14 protein-coding genes and 2 rRNA genes are annotated in these 21,313 nt (G+C 56.9%); 5 read left to right on the top strand and 11 right to left on the bottom strand.

Annotated elements, in window-relative coordinates:
- Position 1 precedes the first annotated feature (1 nt).
- The 3 genes from CJU81_RS05120 to CJU81_RS24345 form a co-directional block, all read right to left on the bottom strand.
- On the bottom strand, positions 2-2,770 hold the full coding sequence (locus CJU81_RS05120) for an ATP-binding protein (protein WP_095035767.1): 2,769 nt from the start codon (positions 2,768-2,770) through the stop codon (positions 2-4).
- A gap of 108 nt (positions 2,771-2,878) precedes the next feature.
- Positions 2,879-3,763: a Dyp-type peroxidase gene (locus CJU81_RS05115; protein ID WP_095035766.1), complete on the bottom strand. Its 885-nt coding sequence runs from the start codon at positions 3,761-3,763 to the stop codon at positions 2,879-2,881.
- Between the two features lie 97 nt (positions 3,764-3,860).
- Entirely contained in the window at positions 3,861-5,177 is a 1,317-nt protein-coding gene (locus tag CJU81_RS24345; protein WP_095035765.1) for a methyl-accepting chemotaxis protein, read from the bottom strand.
- Between the two features lie 244 nt (positions 5,178-5,421).
- Here CJU81_RS24345 and CJU81_RS05105 point away from each other — a divergent pair, with 244 nt between their 5' ends.
- On the top strand, positions 5,422-6,840 hold the full coding sequence (locus CJU81_RS05105; RefSeq protein WP_095035764.1) for a short-chain fatty acid transporter: 1,419 nt from the start codon (positions 5,422-5,424) through the stop codon (positions 6,838-6,840).
- A 120-nt stretch (positions 6,841-6,960) separates the two neighbouring features.
- Here CJU81_RS05105 and can read toward each other — a convergent pair whose 3' ends face one another.
- Positions 6,961-7,605, bottom strand: coding sequence for a carbonate dehydratase (gene can / locus CJU81_RS05100; RefSeq protein WP_095035763.1), 645 nt, complete (start codon positions 7,603-7,605; stop codon positions 6,961-6,963).
- 151 nt (positions 7,606-7,756) lie between these two features.
- Here can and CJU81_RS05095 point away from each other — a divergent pair, with 151 nt between their 5' ends.
- A complete protein-coding gene (locus tag CJU81_RS05095) occupies positions 7,757-8,140 on the top strand; it encodes a serine kinase/phosphatase (RefSeq protein ID WP_176464802.1) in 384 nt (127 codons plus the stop codon).
- 36 nt (positions 8,141-8,176) lie between these two features.
- Here CJU81_RS05095 and rimI read toward each other — a convergent pair whose 3' ends face one another.
- Together rimI and CJU81_RS05085 are read right to left on the bottom strand one after the other, a co-directional pair.
- Positions 8,177-8,629, bottom strand: coding sequence for a ribosomal protein S18-alanine N-acetyltransferase (rimI, locus tag CJU81_RS05090; RefSeq protein ID WP_016781701.1), 453 nt, complete (start codon positions 8,627-8,629; stop codon positions 8,177-8,179).
- The gene (locus CJU81_RS05085; RefSeq protein WP_095035762.1) at positions 8,622-9,395 is read right to left on the bottom strand and encodes an energy transducer TonB; all 774 of its coding nucleotides are present in this window, start codon (positions 9,393-9,395) and stop codon (positions 8,622-8,624) included. Before CJU81_RS05085 ends, rimI begins: the two co-directional genes overlap by 8 nt.
- A gap of 144 nt (positions 9,396-9,539) precedes the next feature.
- Between CJU81_RS05085 and mksB the strand changes: the two genes are divergently transcribed.
- The 3 genes from mksB to mksF are packed head-to-tail and all read left to right on the top strand — an operon-like array spanning position 9,540 to position 14,294.
- Entirely contained in the window at positions 9,540-10,817 is a 1,278-nt protein-coding gene (gene mksB, locus CJU81_RS05080) for an Mks condensin complex protein MksB (RefSeq protein ID WP_095035761.1), read from the top strand.
- Positions 10,807-11,457, top strand: coding sequence for an Mks condensin complex protein MksE (gene mksE, locus CJU81_RS05075; RefSeq protein ID WP_095035760.1), 651 nt, complete (start codon positions 10,807-10,809; stop codon positions 11,455-11,457). Before mksB ends, mksE begins: the two co-directional genes overlap by 11 nt.
- The gene (mksF, locus tag CJU81_RS05070; RefSeq protein ID WP_095035759.1) at positions 11,454-14,294 is read left to right on the top strand and encodes an Mks condensin complex protein MksF; all 2,841 of its coding nucleotides are present in this window, start codon (positions 11,454-11,456) and stop codon (positions 14,292-14,294) included. The genes mksE and mksF overlap by 4 nt, the downstream gene beginning before the upstream one ends.
- Before the next feature lie 56 nt (positions 14,295-14,350).
- Here mksF and CJU81_RS05065 read toward each other — a convergent pair whose 3' ends face one another.
- The 5 genes from CJU81_RS05065 to CJU81_RS05045 all read right to left on the bottom strand — a co-directional run bounded on the left by CJU81_RS05065 (position 14,351) and on the right by CJU81_RS05045 (position 21,260).
- The gene (locus CJU81_RS05065; protein WP_095035758.1) at positions 14,351-16,654 is read right to left on the bottom strand and encodes a PqiB family protein; all 2,304 of its coding nucleotides are present in this window, start codon (positions 16,652-16,654) and stop codon (positions 14,351-14,353) included.
- Positions 16,647-17,270, bottom strand: a complete 624-nt coding sequence (locus CJU81_RS05060) for a paraquat-inducible protein A (RefSeq protein ID WP_095003217.1) — start codon at positions 17,268-17,270, stop codon at positions 16,647-16,649. Before CJU81_RS05060 ends, CJU81_RS05065 begins: the two co-directional genes overlap by 8 nt.
- Positions 17,257-17,916, bottom strand: coding sequence for a paraquat-inducible protein A (locus CJU81_RS05055; protein WP_095035757.1), 660 nt, complete (start codon positions 17,914-17,916; stop codon positions 17,257-17,259). Before CJU81_RS05055 ends, CJU81_RS05060 begins: the two co-directional genes overlap by 14 nt.
- Before the next feature lie 185 nt (positions 17,917-18,101).
- Positions 18,102-18,217 (bottom strand): 5S ribosomal RNA (gene rrf / locus CJU81_RS05050).
- Between the two features lie 149 nt (positions 18,218-18,366).
- A 23S ribosomal RNA gene (locus tag CJU81_RS05045) occupies positions 18,367-21,260 on the bottom strand.
- Positions 21,261-21,313 lie beyond the last annotated feature (53 nt).

The raw sequence follows: 21,313 nt of genomic DNA, 5'->3' as shown, positions 1-21,313 counted from the left end.
TTTAGAAGTGTTGAAGACAGTTGTGTAGGGTATGCAACGTAAAAGGCTTGATCAGGCAATGATTCATCCCGGCGCTCAGGCAGCGCTCACCTTCATCACGCATGGCATTGGCTGTAGCGCCGATGATCGGCTGCGACATATTCATCGCCCGCAGTCGTGTAGCCAGCTCATAACCGTTCATTCTTGGCATGTTGACGTCGGTCAGCACCAGGTCAAACTTGCCCTCCTGCCAGAGTTCCAGCGCCTGAATGCCATCGCTGGCCAATGTCACCGTGCAACCCAGCTCTTCGAGCTGATCACGCAAAATTAGCTGATTGATCACATTATCTTCTGCTACCAGAATGCGCAGGCCGAGTTTGAGTTCAGCCTTGGCGGCACCCGCCTCCAGCGGGGTTCCGATGTGCATGCCCTGAGCCTTGGAAAGCGCCCGATAAACGTCCTGCAAACTATTCAGATCAGCCTGCCAACAAGGATTCTCTGATGTGTGAACCGCCGCAAGATCACTGGCAGCGACTACCAGAGGCCCTGTCCATGTGGGCTCCAGCAATTGCTGGGCAGAGCCAGGGTGTAGTTCCAGCATGACCGCATCATCAGCGGCGGCCCCCTGTTTGGGCGCGCCCAGATGCGCCCGCGCTCCCCAGCGGCGTAACCAGGCGCAGTAACATTCAGCCAGCTCACGCAAGGGCGAAACTACGTACACCGTACTGGGCAATAGCTCGCGCGCAGGGCCCAGGCGAGAAGCGTCCTTGACCTGTACCAATGGCAAATGCAGGGTGAAACTGCTGCCCAGGCCCGGCTCGCTGACCAACCGCATGGTGCCGTTCATCAAGTGCATGAGGCGCTTGCAGATGGACAGCCCCAGACCTGTTCCGGCAACCACATTTTGTGCCGACTCCACCTGATAAAAAGGTTCGAACAGGTGAGCCTGCTCTTCATGAGCGATGCCTTTACCCGTGTCCGAAATCTGCCAATGCAGCATGACGCGTTCATCATCACGGCTGTCCATTTTCAGGCGCAGGACTATTTTTCCGTAGTCAGTGAATTTCAGCGCGTTGTTGAGCAGGTTGTTCAAAATCTGGCGAATACGGGTGACATCACCGCTGAGCCATTCAGGCACCGTCGAATCAATCAGGGCAAACAACTGCAGGCCCTTGGCCTGGGCAGCGCCGCTGTAGCCTTGAACCACCTCCTCTATCAGCTCCATCGGGCTGAAAGTGTTGAGCTCAAGTTGCAATTGGCCTGCCTCAATTCGAGATACATCCAGCACATCGCAAATCAACTGCAATAAGTTGCCGGATGAGCGCTCGATGGCTTTCAAATAGTTGTTTTGCTGATCGTTGAGGTCCGTACGCGCCAGCAACTCAAGCGTGCCCAAAACGCCATACAAGGGCGTACGGATTTCATGGCTCATGGTCGCCAGAAACAAGGTCTTGGCTTCATTGGCCCGATCTGCCAGTTGGCGGGCGCGCTCCAGTGTCACTTCAATCTGCTTGCGGGCGCTGATGTCGCTGAACGCGCAAATCAGCACGTCCTGACCGTTGTAGCGGGTTGGCGCAAAGGCCAGGTAGAGAAGACGGCCATCTTCCATTTCAATCTCATCGCTATTGCGTGCGTCCTGCTTATCGAACGCGCGCGCAATCCAGCCATGGCACAACCTGCTCCGCTCACTGCCGCCACCAAGCCACTGTTGCGACAATGAGTTTTCAAGCACCACCGTGCCGTCTATGCGGCGGATCACACACAGTGCAATGGGTGCGACCTGCAACACGGCGCGACTGAAAGCCTCGCTTTCAACCAGCGCCTGAATGCGGTTTTCGCCCGGGGTAATCAAACGTCGATCAATGCGCATGATCAGCAACCGCAGCCCAATGCAGACAGCAATGCATAACAGCACACACACCAGTAAAGGCCAGCCCAGAACAGGCAGCAAAGACTGAATGTCCACGGCATAGACAATTTGCCAGCCTGAATAACCCAACTTTTTCCTGATAGCCAGGCTGTCGGGTAGCCAGCCGGAGCCAATAAAGCCAAAAGAGTTCTGGGGTTCCAGCGTGTGCAACGAATCCATCAGGGTGGATTGTGCCGCATTGGTGAAAATGATCTGGCCCTGACTGCCCAGCAGCATGAAATCGCCAGCGTTTTCACTGCGCAATGCCTCGACCAGATCTGGCACCTCGACCTCAATGCCCAGCCATCCCGATGCCGGGTTGCGACTGTCGAGCCGTGTGAACAGATAAAAAGGCGAGTCCAGTACCTTGTTGTCAGTCAGCCACAGGTCGTCACCATAGGAGTACCCCCGACTCCCCTCATCGGCCAACCGTTGCAAGACCACCTTGGGCAATGGCTCCTGGCGGGACGACAAATCAAACAGACGCACCACTTGGGGTTCATCCGTTTGCGGTACATAGAGCAAATTGACTTTACTGTCGTGCAGGTAGTCCATCATCCGCCGGGTCAGCCAAAGGCTCCAATGCCCGGCTTTACTACCCAGACTGATGTTTATCTCTTCTTCGGGATCAACACTGACAAAGGATTTGTCACCATTTTTATCAGGCACAGTCGCCAGCACCAGACTCTTGAGCAAGGTCTGGCGGCTGATGAAAAAATCCTGGGCATTGAACACCGCCTCATTCATAACGCTGCGCCGAAGAGAGACTTCTTCGTTAAAAACGGCGCGCAAATAAACGAACGAACTCGCAATAACCGCGACGATCAAACCGCAGGCAAATAAGTGGAGGAGTTTTCGGGCGGCTTGGGGGGTCGATTTCATACCGCAAGCCTGAGGCTGCGGCATGCAAAAAATAATCAGACAATTCCTGAAACCGCGTAAATCCTGTAGTAGCTTCGCTCCTCAGCGACTACAGGGCACCCGTGTTTTTTACAAAACCCGGACCGCACTCAAATCCATCCGTCCGTCTTTCATCGGCGGGCACCAGTAGTAGCCACCGTTAAGTGGACGGCTGTAACGATACAAACCGTCGATAATGCCGTCTTCAAGACCGCTCATACGTCGTAGCTGCACTTCAAAGGCGTTCAGCGTGCGGCCAAAGGCGACAAACATCAGCCCGGACTTGCCGTTTTCTGTCCACGGCATGGAGCGACGCACAATAAAAGCTTCAGGGGTGAAGCTTTCCTGAGCAGTGCGTTTGACGTGGGCCGACTCCGGCGCATCGTCCAGCTCTTCGTTGTCGCTCTTGCGACGGCCCATGATGTTGTCCTGCTCCTCGGAAGGCAGTGCGGCAAAACCGTTCAGGTCATGCTGCCACTGCTGAATGGCCACAAAGCTGCCCCCGTCCAGCCCGGCGCCAGCATTGGCAACGATGGCCGCGTCCACAGCCGCTTCATCCACCGGGTTTTCAGTGCCATCTTCGTAGCCGGTCAGGTCACGGTCGGTGCCATAACGGAAGCCTTCGGTCACTTGCAGCAGGTTGAAGGCTGGCGCCAATGCAGTCTCGATGGCCTGGCTGCGGTGCAGCAACTCGCCGCGGTCATCACCCAGCAACCACAGCCACAGTGCGTGCTGGGTCGACGGGTTTTCAACCATGGCATTGATCGCAGGAAACACCCGCAAGCCCGGGACTTTCGCGCCAAGGGCCAATACCAGCGGCGAACCAAAACCGGCCACCACGCTTTTGCCATCCACCCACTGCGACAAGGTGTCCAGTGCAGCCGGCAAAGCTTCTACTGACTTGAGGGCGAAAAACATGTAACGCGCTTGCGAAGGTATCGGTTTGGCAAGAATGCTCGACTGGTAGAGACTCATAGAAACTCCTTTGGAAAGCTCCGAGTTTACTCCTACCAGTACTTTTTCCGTCACTAATAGGGGTTTTTTCTTAAGTTCAACCCCTGCATATCAAGGCTCAGGACGACAGCTGGTTGGCGAACTGCCCTACAGCGTTAACGACTTTCTGTGCGCCTTCCTGAATCTCGACGATCACCGTGCCTGCTTGCGCGGCCAGCGCCAGCCCTTCTTCTGCCTGGAGCGTGCCCTCTGTCATGAGGGTAACGGCATCACGGGCCATGTCCTGGTTTTGCCGCACCACACTGATGATTTCTTCAGTAGCCTTGCTGGTGCGCGACGCCAGCTGCCGCACTTCGTCAGCCACAACGGCAAAGCCGCGGCCCTGCTCACCGGCGCGCGCAGCTTCAATGGCGGCGTTAAGCGCCAGCAAGTTGGTTTGGTCGGCAATTGAGCTAATGGTCTTGACGATACTGCCAATCACTTGCGACTGATCGCTCAAGGCTTCAATTCCCTCACCTGCCTGCTGCATGTGCCGGGCCAGACCACGCATGACCGCTACAGCCTGGGTCACGACTTTAGTGCCGCGCTGGGCGCTGCTGTCGGTTTGCAGTGACGTGCTGTAGGCAATGCCTGCAGCTTCGCTGACCGCCTGTTCCTGATGGACCTGAGCGGTAATAACCGTGGCGAACTTGACCACTTTGTACAGGGTGTTGTTGGCGTCACGCACCGGGTTGTAGGTGGCCTCCAGCCATACATCCCGGCCGTGGCTATCGATGCGTTGAAACCGCGCCGCGACAAATTCACCGGCATTCAAACGCTGCCAAAAAGCCTGGTATTCAATGCTGTTCTGTTCTTGCGGGGTACAGAACATGCGGTGATGTTTGCCCTGAATTTGCGCCAGGGTGTAGCCCATGCCCGAGAGAAATCGCTCATTGGCAGTCAGCACCTCACCCTTGAGGTTGAACTCGATCACCGCAGTGGAGCGCATCAGCGCGCTCATCAGGTTTTCGTGATCCCGGGAGCTTTCAATGGTGCGTGTCAGATCGCTGGAAAAGATCGAAATCCGTAGTACCCGGCCAGTGGAATCCAGGATCGGCTGCATGATCGAACGCAGCCAGGCCTCCTGGCCGTTGCCACGCAGCAACCGGATAGTGCCGCTGTAATGTTCAATGCGGTTGATGGCGGTTTTGAAACGGCGATAGTGCTCGTCGTTCTTCAGGTGCGCGGGCACCAGCTCGTCAATATGCAGCCCCGCCAGCGATGCACTGGCGTAGAACATTTGCTCGGTGAAGTTGTGGTTGGCCGTTTCAATACGCCCATCGGCGCTCAGGGAGAGCACCAGCATTTCGCTGTCAAGGCTCTCCCGGACTTGCTGAAGGCTGGATATTTCTTCGCGAAGAGCCGCCAGCTCTTGCTTCAAGCGTGTGTTGAACATGGGATACCTGGAGCAATGAAAGAATGCGTGCAACAGAATCGGCTTTAAACGGGTTTTCTGGAGCGCCGAACATGACCGTTCATCCAAAAAACATGGCCTGCATGACCGGGGTAAAACCACGCTTTTACTCATTTGAGCATCGGCATGCCTCACCGATTGATTTACTGTGCTCGCCAGGCAAATGTCCGGGCGCAAGCGCTGAGATTGGCCATCCAATAATCATAAGAAAACCGAGGTACTTCCCATGGCCGCTGAAATTACAGACAGCCGCTCTGCACGTTTCGCCCTGCGCTGTTCGAACTTCGCCGAGCGCTGGTTCCCCGATTCATGGGTGTTCGCTGCTGTCGCGGTGATCACGGTGGCACTGGCCACGATGCTGATGGGCGCCAAACCCACCGATGCCGCAATGGCATTTGGTGACGGGTTCTGGAGCCTGATTCCTTTCACCATGCAAATGGCCTTCGTAGTGATTGGCGGTTATGTGGTGGCCAGCTCGCCGCCTGCCGTCAAATTGATCGACAAACTGGCCCGGGTGCCGAAAAACGGCCGCCAGGCAGTGTGCTGGGTTGCGTTGATTTCAATGGTCGCGTCATTGCTCAACTGGGGGCTGTCGCTGGTTTTTGGCGGGTTGCTGGTACGGGCGCTGGCCCGGCGTACCAACCTGCGCATGGACTATCGTGCCGCTGGTGCTGCGGCGTACCTGGGGCTGGGCGCGGTATGGGCACTGGGGTTGTCGTCTTCGGCGGCGCAGTTGCAGGCCAACCCTGCCAGTTTGCCGCCGTCGATTCTGGCGATTACCGGGGTTATTCCCTTCACCGAAACCATCTTTCTCTGGCAGTCCGGCGTGTTGCTGGCGGCGCTGGTGGTGGTGTCGTTGATTGTCGCCTACGCCACCGCCCCCGGCGCAGAGTCGGCCCGCGACGCAGCTGCCTGCGGTATTGACCCGAGCTTCAGTTCGCCACAACTGCCGCCGCGTACACGCCCGGGCGAGTGGCTGGAATACAGCCCGCTGCTGACCATTTTACTGGTGCTGCTGGCCGCGGGCTGGTTGTTCCATGAGTTTTCGACCAAGCCGGCGATCAGCGCCATCTCCGGGCTCAACACCTATAACTTTTTGTTCCTGATGCTCGGCGCGCTGCTGCACTGGCGTCCGCGCAGCTTTCTGAATGCCGTGACCAGCGCCGTGCCAACCACCACCGGGGTGATGATCCAGTTTCCGCTGTATGGCTCGATTGCAGCGCTGATGACAGTGGTCAAGGGGACTGACGGGCAAACCCTGGCCCATCACATCTCGACGTTTTTCGTACAGATCGCGTCGCATGACACCTACGCGTTATTGATGGGGGTGTATTCGGCAATTCTGGGCTTTTTTATTCCGTCGGGCGGCGGTAAGTGGATTATCGAAGCACCGTATGTGATGCAGGTGGCCAATGATCTGGGCTATCACCTGGGTTGGGCCGTGCAGATCTACAACGCCGCCGAGGCGCTGCCCAATCTGATCAATCCGTTTTACATGCTGCCGCTGCTGGGCGTACTGGGCTTGAAAGCGCGGGACTTGATCGGCTTTTCGTTTGTGCAGTTGTTGGTGCACACGCCTCTGGTGCTGTTTCTGCTATGGGCATTGGGGACAACGCTGGCATATACGCCGCCAGTAATGCCGTAAGCGAACTCATAACCCAATGTGGGAGCGGGCTTGCTCGCGATTCGGGCGGCGCGGTAAAACAGGAAAACCGCGTCGATACCATCACGAGCAAGCCCGCTCCCACAGGTTATGCATGCAACTTTATACTGCGCCCACCGGCCGCAAGCGATACTGCGGCGGCAACTGGTCAAGGCCGCTGATCGTGGTGTTCAGGCTTTTCCAGCGACCGTCCTTGATCCCGTAGATGCAGCCATGCACCGACAGCTTCTGCCCGCGATGCCAGGCATTTTGCACAATGTTGGTGTGCCCGACGTTCGCCACCTGCTGGATCACGTTCAACTCGCACAAACGGTCGACGCGCTCTTCCTCGGTAGGCAACAACGCCAGCACTTCACGATTCTCGTAATACAGGTCGCGAATGGACCGCAGCCAGCCATCGATCAGCCCCATCTGCTGGTCTTTCATCGATGCGCGCACACCGCCACAGCCATAGTGGCCGGTTACCAGAATATGTTTGACCTTCAAAACGTCGACCGCGTACTGGATCACCGACAGGCAGTTCAAGTCCGTGTGCAACACGACATTGGCCACGTTGCGGTGCACGAAAAGATCGCCGGGCAACATGCCGACAATTTCGTTGGCCGGTACGCGCGCATCCGAACAACCAATCCATAGGTATTCCGGCGTTTGCTGGCGAGCCAGCTTGGCGAAGAAGTCGGGATCTTCCTGCTTGATCGCGTCGGCCCAACGCTCGTTGTTATCAATCAGATCTTGTAGTTCGTTCATGCGGTGAAGCCTCAAGAGTTGATGCGCTGATTTGACAGCCGACCAACGGTCGGGGTCACTTGCCCCATGACATTCCGGCGGTCAGTTGGGTGGAATCTTCAGCAATGGCTACAGTCATCGTATTAAAGCACCCAGAGTATGAGGAATTACCATGACTGATTCACGTCGCCCCTACGGGGCACCACAACCCGCGCCCATCGACGATATCGAAGACGCCATGGGTTCGGTAGAGCCACTGGATTTTGATGATGACGATACCTATGAGCCCATCAGCGACTTGTTTGTCGACGATGTCGGCGTCAAGCACAGGGCGGCGCTGGATGACGAGCTGGACCTGGGCCTCAATGACGACGACCTGGAGCAGGAGATGCTGATTCGCGAAGACGGCGCCCGCGATGCCAAGGAGGCAGCGCAGAGCCCGGACGGTGCTGCTGACTGGGATTTGAGCCTGGTCGATGAAGACGAAATCGGCGCTGGCAAAGGGCTGGATGAAGCAGAGCTGGCAGAAATCGACCCCGTGGGGCGCGAGCGCTGAAGTCTTGATGGGAGCTGGAAGCCAGCTCCCACAGGGTCAGTCGACCAGCGTACAGGCCATCACCACCGCATCTTCACGCCCACCCACAGCCGGGTAGTAGTCGCGACGACGGCCGATTTCATTGAAGCCATAACGCTCATACAACTTGAACGCCGCAGTATTGCTGTCGCGCAGTTCGAGGAAGCATTCGCGCGCCTCATGCTGGTAGGCAATCGACATCAGGTGCTCAAGCAGCTTGAGCCCCAGGCCACGGCCCTGGCTCTCGGGTTTGACCGTGATATTGAGCAAATGGGCTTCGTCGAGGATGATCTGCACCACGCCATGCCCCACTTGCTGCTCACCTTCAAACATCAGCCAGATATGGTATTTGCCCAGACCGTCGAGAAAAATGCCTCGGGTCCAGGGATGGCTGAAAGCGGCGTATTCAATTTTCAAGACCGCATCAAGGTCCGCCTCGGTCATCGGGCGAAAAGTTACTGCATCACTCATCATTTTGTTTCCAGCGCGCCATCAGCCGGCGCATGGCTTGCCACACCTGCGCTTTGCGCTGTGGCTCTTCCATCAAGAGTTCCAGGCCCGGCAGCGCCCATGCGCAGCCCAACCCTTCAATTTGCAGTTCAGTATTGAATGCCTCGGCATCCGCCTCACCGGCAAAACGCACCGCAGGCAGCCCGATCAGCCATAAGCAGGCGCATTCCGCCTCTTCCAGGCGGGCCATGACAAAGCCCTGCACAAACTCACGCGCCGCATCCGGGCCCTGATCCACATTGCCACGGCGCAACAATGGCCAGCGCACCGGCTCGCCAATGATTTGCGGACTATCGGGCAAGCCAGCAGCACGCAACATGTCTTTCAACAATAAATAGGCAGGGTCGCGGCTCTGGAAGGCGCCACCTGTGGGTAACTCCACCAGCACCAGGCAGCGCCCGGCGCGCAGTAACTGCAGGGCAAAACGCGGCGGTGGCAACGCTACAACCTTGGCCGTGACAGGTGCGGGCTCGGCTGCGACCACAGGTTTGCTGACAGGGCGACTGACCGAAGGCCGTGGCATTTCGATTTTTGGCCGCTCGCCAGATTTGCCCGGCACAACCGCTGGCGCGACCGCAGGGCGGGTGATCACAGGCTCTGCCGGCGGCTCAGGGAGCACCAGCAGCTCTGGCCGCGAAGGCGCGGCAAACGGCAGTTCAGTGCGCGGCAACCAGCTGACCACTTGCATGGCGGTCAAAAAAGCGCGGCGGCGGGACTCGTTCAACAAAGGTCGGCCATCTGTGGATAACTAAAGAGGGGGGATTCTACCGCCCTTCTGCCCTTCCCGCCCGCAGTTGATCCGCCAAGTGATGACTCGACCGCACGTTGCAGTACAATCGCGGCCTTTACTTGCCAATTGACTGGCCCTCCCATGATCGAACCCAAGCGCGTTTTACGTGCCCTCGCTGAGCACTGGGCACTCCTTGAGCCTTTGTGTGAACACTTCGACCAAGGCACCCTGAGCCTGAACGAGTTGCGCCTGCAACTGGCCGCTCATCAGATGGACAGCACGCCGCAAGATATCACCAGCGTGCTCGATGCCTGGATTCGTCTGGATATTCTGGTGCCGGTTGCCAAAAGCCCCAACCGCTTCGAGCTCAACGCCCAGATCCACGACTTTCTCGCCTATCTGCGCCACGAGCACCGCCTTGGCCTGTGCCTGGAAATCGAAGCCTACCTGCGCCATCTCGAGCGTCTGGCAGGCTACATCCAGGATGCCTTCGACATTCGTGACGGCCATGATCTGGCGCGCCAGCTGCGTTTGCTCGACATGCGGGTACGCGATGTTTTAAAAAAACTCGCCAACGATGAACAGGCGCTGGTGGCCGTCGCTGAACGGGCCAAGACCAGCGACCGGCAAATTCCGTTGCGCCAGCGGTATGCCGAAGTGCTGGCAACCTGGGATGAATACGTCGAACCCATGATTCAGTTGGTAAACGCCGATGGCGCTTTCGAGCAAGGCGTGCGCAAGGTCGAAGTGGTTCTGCTGCGCATGCTCAGCGAACAACAACGTCTCGGCCACCTGGTGGACGACGACATGCTGCTGCGCACCCATGCGCGCATCCTCGAAATGCAGACCAGCGCCCAGATGACCCTGCGCCATGCCCGCGAGCTGCTGCTGCCATTGCGTGAGGAAGCACGCCGGCACAACGCCGTGACCCGCGGTGCCGCGCTGGCCCTGGCCGCCATCCGCCGTAAAGGGCTGGACGCAGTGCCGCAAGCAGCCATGCCGATGTTCACCCGCCCGCAGAGCACATTTTTGGGCAGTGCCAGTCAAGTCGAAGCCTATGTTTATGCCCTGGCCCGCTTCGAAGCCAAACCGGCGAAATTTCCCAAGGCGCATAAGGTCCACCGCGGCGAAACACCCAAGGCCCCGCGCACGGTCAAGGAAATGCTCGATCGCTGCAGCGATGCGCTGCCAATGCCGGACTTGATGAGCTGGCTCCTGGCCCAGGAGCCCGACGGCGACACCGACGAATTGCTGTATTGGTTCTCGCGCCTGTCCCGTGAAAAACGCTTCGTGCGCGAACGCCTTGAGCGCCGCGATTACCACACCCACGAACATTTGGTCAGCCTGCGCTCCTTCGCTCTGCTTTCCCACAGCGAAGATGCAACCCAGACTACTGCGAGCCCTCTGCATGCATCTTGATCTTTCTGAACTGTCCCAGCTGGCACCGATTTTTCGTGAGCTGTTCAAGGGTTATCACGTCAGCCGCCGCGACCCGGAGCTGTACGCGCAACTGTCGAACTTCCAGGATCAATACCGCGCCCTGTTTAAAGCCCTGGGCTTTGAGCTGGTGTGTGATACCCGCGGCTTCTATTACTTTGTGCCCGACACCGCCACCGCGCAGGTCAACAAGACCGCGCAGCGTCTGGCGCTGTTCACCTTCATCATCGTTGAGCATCTGGCCGATCAGGGCCGCGACCCGATTGCCGTGCTCGACGGTGGCAGCCTGGGTCGCGACGAATTGCCCGCGCTGCTGGAAAAATACCGCGACCTGTTTGTACAGGCCGAGGTCACCAGCCAGGACGAACTGGAAGAAAAGATCATGCGCCGCATGACCCAGCTCGGTTTTGCCAGTGAAGAACCCGGCATCTATCGCTTTCTGCCGCCCATGCACCGTTTTCTTGATGTGTGCCTGTCGGTACAGCAAGACCGCGATCTGGCGGCCAGTTTGCACAGCATCCTGCCGCTGCCTGCGCCGGTGCTGGCCGATGACGACATTGATGACGAAGACGATGCACTGGCCCGCGCCATTGCCGACGAACAACAGGAGATGAACGCATGAGCCAGGAACGCCACGGCATTCGCCGCTTTGCCCTGTTGAACACCGCCGGTTACAGCCTGGGGCTGTTCCCGCTGGAGCATCCGCTGTCAGTCTACGGGGCGAACAACCTCGGCAAGTCGGCATCGATCAACGCCCTGCAGTTCCCGATTCTGGCGCGCATGTCAGATATGAGCTTCGGCAAATACAGCCTTGAGCAGTCACGACGGTTCTACTTTGCTTCGGACACCAGCTATATCCTGGTCGAAGTGTCCCTGCCCCACGGGCCCCATGTAATAGGTGTTGTGGGGCGCGGCCCGGGTGGTGGCTTTGGCCACCAGTTCTTTGCCTACGCCGGCAAACTGGACCTGGCCCACTATCAGAAAGACGACACCTGTCTGCGCCAAAAGGAACTGTTCAACAACCTTGAGCGCAATGGCCTCAAAGCCTACGAGCTAAAGCCTGATGAGCTACGGCGTTTGCTGGTGGGCGGGCATACGTCGATCCCGCTGGACCTGACCCTGATCCCGCTGCGCTCCACCAGCGAGCAGAGCCTCAAGACCTTCCGCGCACTGTTTATCAACTTGCTGCATATGCGCGAAATCACCGCCGCCAAGCTCAAGCAACTGTTCCTCGATGCGTTCGAACACAGCCTGCGTTCGGGTAGCGTGGATTACATTGCGGCATGCGAAGAAGCCTTCCGTGATGTACGACGCATGGAACAGGACTACAACGCACTGGTCGGCGCCGGACCGTTGGTCGAGGCATTGGCCGCAGGTGTTCGCCAGCGCGACCTGCTGCGCGGCAAACTGCATCGCCTGTCACCGCTGCTCGACTCCCTGCTCGGTACCTGGCAGGACTACGCAGGGGCCCGCAAGGAAGAGCTGCTGATCCAGTCCGAGCACTACCGCAACGAGCAGGACAGGCTGCAAAATGATCAGCGCAGCAGCACTCAGGAGTTGATGCGTCTGGAGCGGGAAATTTCCGGCATCCAGCGCTGGCTCGGCGAATTGTCGGTGCTCAAACATCGCTTCGCCCTCGTCGACGACGTCAAGGTGCTGGAGCAGCAATTGCTAAGTGCCAAGGACGCCCATGACGAACTGGCTGGCGCGTTGGCGCAGTCGCGTCAGTTCAGTGCCGAGGATCTGGACGAGCGCCTGCGCGACCTGGAAAAACGCCTCAAGTCGGTCAAGCAGCAACTCGATCATGCCGACAACAACAGCTACGCCCGCCTGCGCGAAGAGTTTTCGCAACAGGATGTCGAGCGCCTGATGCGTCTGTTCAACAGCGCCCTGTTCAGCCTGCCCCTGGGTGAGCACGGGATTGCACTGGATGACAGCGATGCCTGGGTCAAGTCACTGGAGCTGATCCTCGACGGTTTTAAAGGCGAACGCTTTGAAGCGCCGGGCCTGTCTATCGACCTCAGCCATATCGAGCCCCCTGCCCTGCAGGCACTGGCCGACCGCGCGGCGTTGCGCGAGCAGAAAGAGCGTCTGGAAAAAGAACTCAAGCAACTGAAAACCCAGCAAGCCGTGACCTCTGACCGCGCTGCGAGCAAGAGCGAAGCCGAGTCCCTCTATCAGCAAGTACTGGATGCACAGAAGGCCCTGGAGGATTTCCGTCGCAGCCAGACATTAAGCGCTGAAGAAGGCGAAAAGCTCGAACAACTGGCTCAGGCTGAAGCCGCACAGGACGAATTGAAGCGTTCCAGTGATGCCTTCACCGAACGCGTCCAGCAGTTGTCGGCCAAATTGCAGCTGGTAGGCCGGCAGATTGGCGATATGGAAGCCAAGCAGCGCACCCTGGATGACAGCCTGCGTCGACGCCAACTGCTGCCAGCCGACCTGCCCTTTGGCACGCCCTTTATGGACCCGGTCGACGACTCGATGGACAACCTGTTGCCATTGCTCAACGACTATCAGGACAGCTGGCAGGGCCTGTTGCGTTGCGACGGCCAGATCGAGGCGCTGTACGCCCAGGTACGCCTCAAGGGTGTGGCCAAGTTCGACAGTGAAGACGATATGGAGCGGCGTCTGCAGTTACTGATCAACGCCTACGCCCACCGCACCGAGGAAGCCCTGACCCTGGGTAAGGCTCGCCGTGCCGCAGTAACAGACATCGCCCGTACGCTGCGCAATATTCGCAGTGACTACGACAGCCTTGAGCATCAACTGGCGCTGTTCAACCGCGAGATCAACAAACGTCAGGTTTCCAACCTCAAAAGCTTCCGTATCGTGCTGGCGCCCAACAAAGAGGCACTCAAGCATATCGATCAGATTATCCACAGCGCCGGTCAGTACGAAGAAGGCGAGACCCTGTCGGTGTTCGACCTCAGCCAAAGCGCCGAGCAAGACAACAAGAACGAAGAGGCCAAGGAGTATCTGGCGCGCCTGGTGGCAGCCAACCATAACCAGTTGGGCCTCAAGGACTTGTTCGAGCTGGCGTTCGAGATCACCAAGCTCAACGGCCAGCCGGTGATCCATACCGATATCGATGGCGCTGCGTCCAACGGTACGACCATGACCATCAAGGCGCTGACCAACATGTACTTGTTGTTGCACTTGATGGACCGCGATCAGGCCGGGCGTATTCGCTTGCCGTACTACCTGGACGAAGCTGCGGACATCGACGAGAAAAACCAGACCGCCCTGCTCGAGACCAGTCTGCAGTTAGGCTTTGTGCCGATTCTGGCCAGTGTCAAACCGCAGGTCTGCGCCCATGTGGCTATCGACCTGGAGGGCGGCAGCGGCCCTAACGGGATTTACATCGATGAAGACGACTGGAAGTACATTCGTCGTCATGACGAGGTGAAACCTGATGTGCTGACGGCTGTTGAAGAACCCGAACTGGATGAAGTCTGAGACTAAATCCCAAGCATAAAAAAACCGCGATCATTGATCGCGGTTTTTTTTGCAGCTTATTTACCCAACGGGATCTTCGGTGCCCACTGCAGCCATTCGTCTTCGAACTTGTCGAAAAGCGCAAAGGTCTGCTCAGGGCGGGCCTGGGTACCCAGCTTGTCGCCATCCGGTGTGGCGAAGGCGATACCACCCTGAACCAGGGTTTCCAGAGATTCAGTGCGAATCGTTGCGCCCTTGAACAGGCCGAAGTCGACACCGAAACCGCTGGTGTTCCAGAAGCGGCTGCCACTGCGCACCAACGGCGCGTAACGTGGCTCGATCAGGATATGCACCAGTACACGATCAGCGGTGCTACCCAGCTCATAGCCCGTGACCTTGCCTACAGTCACTTCACGGTAGGTCACCGGCACGCCTTCTTTGAGCGAGCCACGACGGGCAGCACTCAATACCAGGCTCAGGCCGGCTTGAGGTACGGCGGCATCCGGTGCCTGTTCCAATGCAACAAAGCTGGTCTGGCGTCCCAGTTGCTTGCTCGCCGGTTGCACTTCAAGGTACTGGCCGGTGACCAGGGTTTCGAGGTTGGCCGTTTTCATCAAGCCAAGCTCTGGCTTGACTACCCAGAACTGGCTGCCCACCCGTGCGATGCGATCCGGGACTTCGGTAATACGCGCCTGGAGCATCACAGATTGCAGATCGTCACTCAGGTCGACACTCTCGATCTTGCCAACATCCAGCCCCTTGAAGCGAATCGGCGTACCGGCACGCAAGCCATCGGCACGCGCAACCTTGATCGTCACCGCTACGCCTTGCTGCATGGCAGCATCACGGTCGGTGAACAGGCGGAAACGCGGAATGCGCTTTTGCAGCGGCGCTTTGGCTTCCGGCGTTTCAAAGGCAATCCCGCCAGCCATCAGACTTTGCAGCGATTCGCTTTTGACCTGGATTCCGCCGGTCAAACCACCGGTCAGGGTGATACCGCTGGCATTCCAGAAACGGGTCGAGGCGTTAACCAGGTTTTCGTATTCCTTCTCGATATGTACACCGATCACCAACTGCTTTTTGGTGCGGGAGAACTGATAACTCTGAACCGAACCGACTTTGACCTGCTTGTAGAGAATCGGGCTGCCAACATCGAGCGAACCCAGGTTCTCGGTGAAGAGCACCATATGCAGGCCCGGCGAACGCAGATCCAGCGGAGGCGCCTTGGGCCGGGCAACGAATTCACGCTCCGGCGTACTGCCCTTGTCCCCTGGACGAATGGCGATGTAGTTGCCTTTGACCAGTGCCTCCAGCCCGGTAATGCCGGCCAGCGAGATGGATGGCTTGACCACCCAGAACTGGGTGCCCTGCACAAGGTAATCTTCGGCCAACGGATCGAGGGTCAGCTCCGCGCTGGCACTGGTCAGGTCCGGGTCGACCTTGAGGCCCTTGAGGCTACCGACCTGGATACCTTTGTACATCACTGGCGTACGGCCAGCCTGCAGGCCCTCGAAGTCGCTGAGTTTGACTTTAACCTTGATCCCCGCCTGCGCCGCATCGAAGTCCTCATAAAGACGGAACGGCAGGCTCGAATCGGTGGGCGGGCTGTCTTTACGGTTCTCTGGCGTGGCGAAGGCAATACCACCGGCGACGATGCTGGCCAGCGACTCGCTGCGCAGTTTTACACCCGACAGGTTGGCGTCGATGCTGATGCCGCTGGCATTCCAGAAACGCGTATGTTTGCGCACCAGATTGGCATAGGTCGGCTCGATAAAGACTTTGATCTCAACGGTGCTCTGGTCTTCGGAAAGCACGTAGCTCTTGATCTGCCCGACCTGGATCTGTTTGTAGAACACCGGGCTGCCACGGTTCAACGAGCCGAGACGATCAGCCTTGAGCGTCAGGTGCAGGCCGGGTTTGGTGTCGGACAGGGGCGGTTCTTGTGACAGCGCCTTGAACTTGCGTGCCGGCTCGCCATCGGCGGGGCTGACCGCAATATAGTTGCCCGACACCAGCGTTTCGAGCCCGGTGATACCGGCCAAGGTGACGCTGGGCTTGACCAGCCAGAAACGGGTATTGGTTTTCAGGTATTGCTCAACATCCTTGTCCATTTCGACGGTGGCAATCACCCCTTTGCTGGGGCCAGACTCGTCGAGGGCCAGGGTTTTCACCTTGCCCACGGGCATGCCTTTGTAGACCACCTCGGTCTTGTTGGCGACGATGCCTTCGCCGCTCTCGAAACGCACCTGGATATCGATGCCGGTTTCGCTGTAGGCACGCCATCCCAACCAGCCGCCAATGATCAGGGCTATTAGCGGGAGAATCCAGATGGCCGACCAATTGGAAGCCGGGCGGGTTTTAGCGGTAGGCAAGTCACTCATGGTCGTCGTCCGACTCCGTATTATCCCAAATCAGTCGGGGATCAAAAGTTACAGCTGCAAGCATTGTTAGCACCACCACACTGGCAAACGCCACGGCACCAAGATTGGCTTCGATGCTGGCTATGCGTCCAAAATTCACCACGGCCACCAAAATGGCAATGACGAAAATATCCAACATTGACCAACGGCCAATGAACTCGATAAATCGGTACATGATGATACGTTGCCGGGCAGACAGGGGCTGATGGCGCTGTACCGAAAACAACAGCAAGGCGATACCGACCAGCTTGAAGGTAGGCACCAGAATACTTGCCACAAACACCACGGCGGCAATCGGGATCATGCCGTGCTGCACCAGCTCAATGACACCCGCCATGATCGTACTCGGCGAGCCTTGACCCAATGAGTTGACTGTCATGATCGGCAGCAAGTTGGCCGGGATATAGAGAATGGCCGACGTCAGCAGCAATGCCCAGGTGCGCATCAAACTGTCGGGGCGTCGCGCGTGAACCAGAGCACCGCAGCGAGTACAGGTTTGCTCGTCGGTTTCGGGGTCTTGCCTGTTCAGTTCGTGGCATTCACCACAGATCAAGATACCCGCATCAATCGCCCGCATGAGCATCCTCCCCGGAAAGCGCCTGCCAGATCTGGTGAGGTGACATCACCACTTCCAGCCAGACCTGAACCAGCAACAGGCTGACAAAACAGACCAGGCCCAGGCCAAGACTCAGCTCAGCCAGATCGGACAGTTTTACGATGGCCACCAGCACGCCCATGAAGTACACCTCAAGCATGCCCCAATCACGCAGATGGTGATAAACGCGATAAATCAGCAAACCGTAGCTACGGCCAATATCCCAGCGAATGCTCAGCAATACGGCGAGCTGGCAAAGCAACTTGAGCAGCGGTATACCCATGCTGCACAGGAACACCACCACAGCTATGCCCTGCATGCCGGTATTGAACAAGCCAAGCACACCACTCCAGACCGTGTCTTGCGACGCCTGGCCCAGTAGATTGAGTTGCATGATGGGTAAAAAGTTCGCAGGTATGTAGAGCAGTAACGCAGCGATCACAAGCGCAAGGCTGCGTTCAACCACCTTGTACCTATGGGCGTAGAGTTCGTAACCGCAGCGCGGGCATTGGGCTTTCTCACCGAGAGCGAGATGCGGCTTACGCATCAACAGATCACACTCATGACAGGCCACCAACTCGTCCAGCGGTAATTCTGACACCCTGCGGGGGTCAACCGGATCTGGCATATAGGGAGTCTCAGGCTCAGTAAATGACTGGGCCTATTCTAGTGCGCGAGCTGCAAAATAACTGTGCCTATTTACAGGACTTTAGCTGCAGGCGATCTGAAGCCTGGCGCGGACGCGCCGAAACTTTTCTCGGCGCAAAAACAAACCCCCTGTCTGCGTTAGCAGACAGGGGGTTTGGAATTTAATCTTGACGATGACCTACTCTCACATGGGGAAACCCCACACTACCATCGGCGATGCATCGTTTCACTACTGAGTTCGGGATGGGATCAGGTGGTTCCAATGCTCTATGGTCGTCAAGAAATTCGGTAGCCAGGTCGTTTACCTTTCGGTTCACGCTCCAGCGAATGGGTATGTAATAGAATTTGGTGTTTTGTGATTCGCAAACTTTCGGTTTGTATCGTCTTCACACACCGCAATTCGCTTCTAAGCAAATTGCTTGGGTGTTATATGGTCAAGCCTCACGGGCAATTAGTATTGGTTAGCTCAACGCCTCACAGCGCTTACACACCCAACCTATCAACGTCGTAGTCTTCGACGGCCCTTTAGGGAACTCAAGGTTCCAGTGAGATCTCATCTTGAGGCAAGTTTCCCGCTTAGATGCTTTCAGCGGTTATCTTTCCCGAACATAGCTACCCGGCAATGCCACTGGCGTGACAACCGGAACACCAGAGGTTCGTCCACTCCGGTCCTCTCGTACTAGGAGCAGCCCCTCTCAAATCTCAAACGTCCACGGCAGATAGGGACCGAACTGTCTCACGACGTTCTAAACCCAGCTCGCGTACCACTTTAAATGGCGAACAGCCATACCCTTGGGACCGGCTTCAGCCCCAGGATGTGATGAGCCGACATCGAGGTGCCAAACACCGCCGTCGATATGAACTCTTGGGCGGTATCAGCCTGTTATCCCCGGAGTACCTTTTATCCGTTGAGCGATGGCCCTTCCATACAGAACCACCGGATCACTAAGACCTACTTTCGTACCTGCTCGACGTGTCTGTCTCGCAGTCAAGCGCGCTTTTGCCTTTATACTCTACGACCGATTTCCGACCGGTCTGAGCGCACCTTCGTACTCCTCCGTTACTCTTTAGGAGGAGACCGCCCCAGTCAAACTACCCACCATACACTGTCCTCGATCCGGATAACGGACCTGAGTTAGAACCTCAAAGTTGCCAGGGTGGTATTTCAAGGTTGGCTCCACGCAAACTGGCGTTCACGCTTCAAAGCCTCCCACCTATCCTACACAAGCAAATTCAAAGTCCAGTGCAAAGCTATAGTAAAGGTTCACGGGGTCTTTCCGTCTAGCCGCGGATACACTGCATCTTCACAGCGATTTCAATTTCACTGAGTCTCGGGTGGAGACAGCGCCGCCATCGTTACGCCATTCGTGCAGGTCGGAACTTACCCGACAAGGAATTTCGCTACCTTAGGACCGTTATAGTTACGGCCGCCGTTTACCGGGGCTTCGATCAAGAGCTTCGCGTTAGCTAACCCCATCAATTAACCTTCCGGCACCGGGCAGGCGTCACACCCTATACGTCCACTTTCGTGTTTGCAGAGTGCTGTGTTTTTAATAAACAGTCGCAGCGGCCTGGTATCTTCGACCGGCAGGGGCTTACGCAGTAAATGCTTCACCTCCACCGGCGCACCTTCTCCCGAAGTTACGGTGCCATTTTGCCTAGTTCCTTCACCCGAGTTCTCTCAAGCGCCTTGGTATTCTCTACCCAACCACCTGTGTCGGTTTGGGGTACGGTTCCTGGTTACCTGAAGCTTAGAAGCTTTTCTTGGAAGCATGGCATCAACCACTTCGTGTTCTAAAAGAACACTCGTCATCAGCTCTCGGCCTTAGAATCCCGGATTTACCTAAGATTCCAGCCTACCACCTTAAACTTGGACAACCAACGCCAAGCTGGCCTAGCCTTCTCCGTCCCTCCATCGCAATAACCAGAAGTACAGGAATATTAACCTGTTTTCCATCGACTACGCTTTTCAGCCTCGCCTTAGGGACCGACTAACCCTGCGTCGATTAACGTTGCGCAGGAAACCTTGGTCTTTCGGCGTGGGTGTTTTTCACACCCATTATCGTTACTCATGTCAGCATTCGCACTTCTGATACCTCCAGCAAGCTTCTCAACTCACCTTCACAGGCTTACAGAACGCTCCTCTACCGCATCATCCTAAGATGATACCCGTAGCTTCGGTGTATGGTTTGAGCCCCGTTAAATCTTCCGCGCAGGCCGACTCGACTAGTGAGCTATTACGCTTTCTTTAAAGGGTGGCTGCTTCTAAGCCAACCTCCTAGCTGTCTAAGCCTTCCCACATCGTTTCCCACTTAACCATAACTTTGGGACCTTAGCTGACGGTCTGGGTTGTTTCCCTTTTCACGACGGACGTTAGCACCCGCCGTGTGTCTCCCATGCTCGGCACTTGTAGGTATTCGGAGTTTGCATCGGTTTGGTAAGTCGGGATGGCCCCCTAGCCGAAACAGTGCTCTACCCCCTACAGTGATACATGAGGCGCTACCTAAATAGCTTTCGAGGAGAACCAGCTATCTCCGAGCTTGATTAGCCTTTCACTCCGATCCACAGGTCATCCGCTAACTTTTCAACGGTAGTCGGTTCGGTCCTCCAGTTAGTGTTACCCAACCTTCAACCTGCCCATGGATAGATCGCCCGGTTTCGGGTCTATTCCCAGCGACTAGACGCCCTATTAAGACTCGCTTTCGCTACGCCTCCCCTATTCGGTTAAGCTTGCCACTGAAAATAAGTCGCTGACCCATTATACAAAAGGTACGCAGTCACCCAACAAAGTAGGCTCCCACTGCTTGTACGCATACGGTTTCAGGATCTATTTCACTCCCCTCTCCGGGGTTCTTTTCGCCTTTCCCTCACGGTACTAGTTCACTATCGGTCAGTCAGTAGTATTTAGCCTTGGAGGATGGTCCCCCCATATTCAGACAAAGTTTCTCGTGCTCCGTCCTACTCGATTTCACTGCAAAGATGTTTTCGCGTACAGGGCTATCACCCACTATGGCCGCACTTTCCAGAGCGTTCCGCTAACATCAATACAGCTTAAGGGCTGGTCCCCGTTCGCTCGCCACTACTAAGGGAATCTCGGTTGATTTCTTTTCCTCAGGGTACTTAGATGTTTCAGTTCCCCTGGTTCGCTTCTTAAGCCTATGTATTCAGCTTAAGATACCTAACTTATGTTAGGTGGGTTCCCCCATTCAGACATCTCCGGATCAAAGTCTGTTTGCCGACTCCCCGAAGCTTTTCGCAGGCTACCACGTCTTTCATCGCCTCTGACTGCCAAGGCATCCACCGTATGCGCTTCTTCACTTGACCATATAACCCCAAGCAATCTGGTTATACTATGAAGACGACATTCGCCGAAAATT

It is taken from the genome of Pseudomonas fragi (assembly GCF_002269505.1).
Lineage (GTDB): Bacteria > Pseudomonadota > Gammaproteobacteria > Pseudomonadales > Pseudomonadaceae > Aquipseudomonas > Aquipseudomonas fragi_D.
Note: the sequence above shows the minus strand (reverse complement) of the source record. Positions and strands in the feature narration are given on the sequence as shown.

What these genes read in the sequence shown, in the direction of transcription:
- rimI (WP_016781701.1), bottom strand. Translation starts at nt 8,629, where the DNA reads ATGAGTGATGCAGTAACTTTTCGCCCGATGACCGAGGCGGACCTTGAT.
- CJU81_RS05055 (WP_095035757.1), bottom strand. Translation starts at nt 17,916, where the DNA reads ATGCCAGATCCGGTTGACCCCCGCAGGGTGTCAGAATTACCGCTGGAC.
- mksF (WP_095035759.1), top strand. Translation starts at nt 11,454, where the DNA reads ATGAGCCAGGAACGCCACGGCATTCGCCGCTTTGCCCTGTTGAACACC.
- mksB (WP_095035761.1), top strand. Translation starts at nt 9,540, where the DNA reads ATGATCGAACCCAAGCGCGTTTTACGTGCCCTCGCTGAGCACTGGGCA.
- can (WP_095035763.1), bottom strand. Translation starts at nt 7,605, where the DNA reads ATGAACGAACTACAAGATCTGATTGATAACAACGAGCGTTGGGCCGAC.
- mksE (WP_095035760.1), top strand. Translation starts at nt 10,807, where the DNA reads ATGCATCTTGATCTTTCTGAACTGTCCCAGCTGGCACCGATTTTTCGT.
- CJU81_RS05060 (WP_095003217.1), bottom strand. Translation starts at nt 17,270, where the DNA reads ATGCGGGCGATTGATGCGGGTATCTTGATCTGTGGTGAATGCCACGAA.
- CJU81_RS05115 (WP_095035766.1), bottom strand. Translation starts at nt 3,763, where the DNA reads ATGAGTCTCTACCAGTCGAGCATTCTTGCCAAACCGATACCTTCGCAA.
- CJU81_RS05095 (WP_176464802.1), top strand. Translation starts at nt 7,757, where the DNA reads ATGACTGATTCACGTCGCCCCTACGGGGCACCACAACCCGCGCCCATC.
- CJU81_RS05065 (WP_095035758.1), bottom strand. Translation starts at nt 16,654, where the DNA reads ATGAGTGACTTGCCTACCGCTAAAACCCGCCCGGCTTCCAATTGGTCG.
- CJU81_RS24345 (WP_095035765.1), bottom strand. Translation starts at nt 5,177, where the DNA reads ATGTTCAACACACGCTTGAAGCAAGAGCTGGCGGCTCTTCGCGAAGAA.
- CJU81_RS05120 (WP_095035767.1), bottom strand. Translation starts at nt 2,770, where the DNA reads ATGAAATCGACCCCCCAAGCCGCCCGAAAACTCCTCCACTTATTTGCC.
- CJU81_RS05105 (WP_095035764.1), top strand. Translation starts at nt 5,422, where the DNA reads ATGGCCGCTGAAATTACAGACAGCCGCTCTGCACGTTTCGCCCTGCGC.